This is a genomic window from Flavisolibacter nicotianae (assembly GCF_003628535.1).
GTDB classification, from domain to species: domain Bacteria; phylum Bacteroidota; class Bacteroidia; order Chitinophagales; family Chitinophagaceae; genus Flavisolibacter; species Flavisolibacter nicotianae.
In genome coordinates this window covers 1-2584 of record NZ_RBCI01000039.1, presented here as the reverse complement: position 1 = coordinate 2584, position 2584 = coordinate 1, and the positions used below count along the sequence as shown (strand labels likewise).

General features: G+C 50.7%; 2 protein-coding genes. Both read right to left on the bottom strand.

Translation table 11 applies throughout. From position 1 onward, the window contains the following. The coding region (locus D6024_RS26210) for a CRTAC1 family protein (RefSeq protein ID WP_240410173.1) at positions 1-2027 on the bottom strand (2027 nt) is incomplete at its 3' end. Between the two features lie 10 nt (positions 2028-2037). After that, positions 2038-2584 (bottom strand): FG-GAP and VCBS repeat-containing protein (locus D6024_RS26205; RefSeq protein ID WP_162945063.1); only part of this gene is annotated, 547 nt, incomplete at its 5' end.

Genomic DNA, 2584 nt, shown 5'->3' with positions numbered 1-2584 from the left:
CCATCACCGTTCACATCCCCCGCAGCCACGTGCGGGCCCTCCCGCGACAACAACTCCGGTAAATTCCGCTCATAATAAAAATCTACATAATCATCCTCCACATGACGATCAAATGAGGAGACTTCAACCGGCTTCAATAGCGTGGCACCGGAACCCGGTTCTTCCACCCGTTCACTTTTTTCATTTCCCTGGTGCAGCACGTGCAGCCGGTTGACCGGCAGGTTCCGGTAAACAGTTCTTGTTCTGTCGGGCCATGTTACAACGAGAGAATCAATAGCCGTGTGCTTGCCAAGGCCGATGACCTGCCGGTAATCCATGGACGATTGAAAGCCCCGCACCGGCGAAACATCGCGGCAGAAAATATTGCCGTCCTTGTATGCAGCGACAGAGGCCCCAATCGCAAACAGGTTGGCGCCTTTGCCCTTCAGCTGCAGCGCCAGAAAATTGTTGCCGCCCCGCTCCCGTTCATTGTTGCGGTATACAAATGCATTTTGGTTTTCGTTGTTCACCACCAGGTCCAGGTCTCCGTCGCCGTCAAGATCGGCGTAAGCCACACTGTTGGAGAAAGAGGGCTGGCTAAATCCCCAGTCCTTTCCGGCATCCTGGAAGGCAAAATTTCCCTTGTTGCGAAAGATTCGGTTGGGAAGGGGATTCACCGGAATCTGCTTCAGCAGTTCATCCATATCGGTACGCTGACCGGTGTTCACCATTTTGGTGTACACGTCGTTGGAAAAGAAATCAAGAAAATCAAGATCTCCCACGTCCTTGGCAATGCCGTTGCAAACAAAAATATCGTTCAGCCCGTCGTTGTCGGCATCGAAGAACAGGGCACCCCAACTCCAGTCGGTACCGTAGACACCTGCATAATTACCAACCTCCGAAAAAGTGCCGTTGCCGTTGTTCACCTGCAGGCAATTGCGTACGTATTGGTGGTACAAGCCGGCTTTTTGCTTACTCAAATAGAGGTCAATGTTGTCGAACGTGCCGGTTGTCTTCAGGCGATAATCGTCATCGGGAATCATGTCGGTGGTAAAGATATCCGGGTAGCCGTCGTTGTTGATGTCGCCGAGGTCCGTACTCATGGACGACATGCTGATCTTTTGAATGCAACCTTCCAGGTCGTCACGGAAGGTGCCGTTTTTTTGGTTGATGTAGAGATAATCTTTCTCAATGAAGTCGTTGCCCACGTAAATATCCGGGTAACCATCTTTGTTGATGTCGCCCACCGAAACGCCCAGGCCAAATGAGATCAGTCCCGTGTGCAAGCCGGCCTCTTTGGTCACTTCCCGAAAATGGCCTTCGTCGTTTTTGTACAGGTGATTGCCACCACCCTTCAGCTTTTCATCCACCTGCCATTGCGCAATGTCCACGTCCCGCATGTTGGCATAGTTGAGAGAACTGAAAGGAATGGGACTGTTGTTGATGACAAAGCAATCCAGGTCGCCGTCCATGTCGTAATCGAAAAAAGCGGCCTGTGTGCAAAAACCGGAAATATCCAGCCCATACTTTGCCCCCTCTTCAATAAACGTGTTGTTGTGTTGGTTGATGTAAAGCTTGTTTTTCCGGTGACCATCATTCACGTGACCGGAGCTGCAAACATAGATATCCAGCCAGCCGTCGGCGTTTACGTCAACCATGGTAACGCCGGTGTTCCAGTAGCCTTCCTGTTTCAACCCGGCTTTTTGCGAAATGTCTTCAAAATGAAAGTTGCCCCTGTTCAGGTACAATTTGTTCTCACCCTGGTTGGAAGTCAACATGATATCGGGCAGGCCATCGTTGTTGATATCGCCGGTGGCCACGCCGCCGCCATTGTAAAAATTACGAAACAGAAAGCCGTTATCCTCCTTGCTGTCCTTCACATCGTTTCGAAAGGTGATGCCGGTATTCTCCAGCTGGGAGAACAGCGGTGCCGATGCTGCCGTCTCGCTGCGGCACGAGGAGAACAGCAAAGCGCCGCCGGCCAGCAAAAGACCAGCCATTGCCCTGCTATATTTCCACGTACCTGTTCCTGTTTTTTTCAGCAGCATGTTAGAGGATTTAGAACCGGCTTGCGTTTTGGAACCGGTACAGAACCGGGATCGAATCGTTTTGGGCAAAGAGATAAAATCGGCCGTTCTTGTTGCTAATCTCTTTGATATCCTTTACCTCACCTTTGACATTTATCCCAGACGTTTTGGTTTCCACATAATTGAATGCACCTTTCCCGTTGTTTAGCAAAAGGTGTCCGTAGCTGGCATCCAGTCGTCCAAACTGCGGCGGGAACGTGAAAAGGTTACCGCCCAGCAGCAAATCCGTTTTGCCGTCGCCGTTCACATCCGTCGGGCAGATTGCGTTCACACTCGACAATTGTACCAACAGCGGCAATGGCTGCACACTGAAATGACCATTTCCTGTATTCAACGCCACAATGGAAGAGGCATAATTGAACTGCAGTTGTTGCGCTTTTGAAAGTCCTTCCGTGCCGAAGAGATCCTGTATTGATTTTTTGGCGTAGTCGCTGTGTTTGAGGTTATCTTTTTTGAGGAAGGGGAACTGTTCGGTGATTTCGCGTTTGAGAAACACCGGCATGTCTTTCCCCGCCACC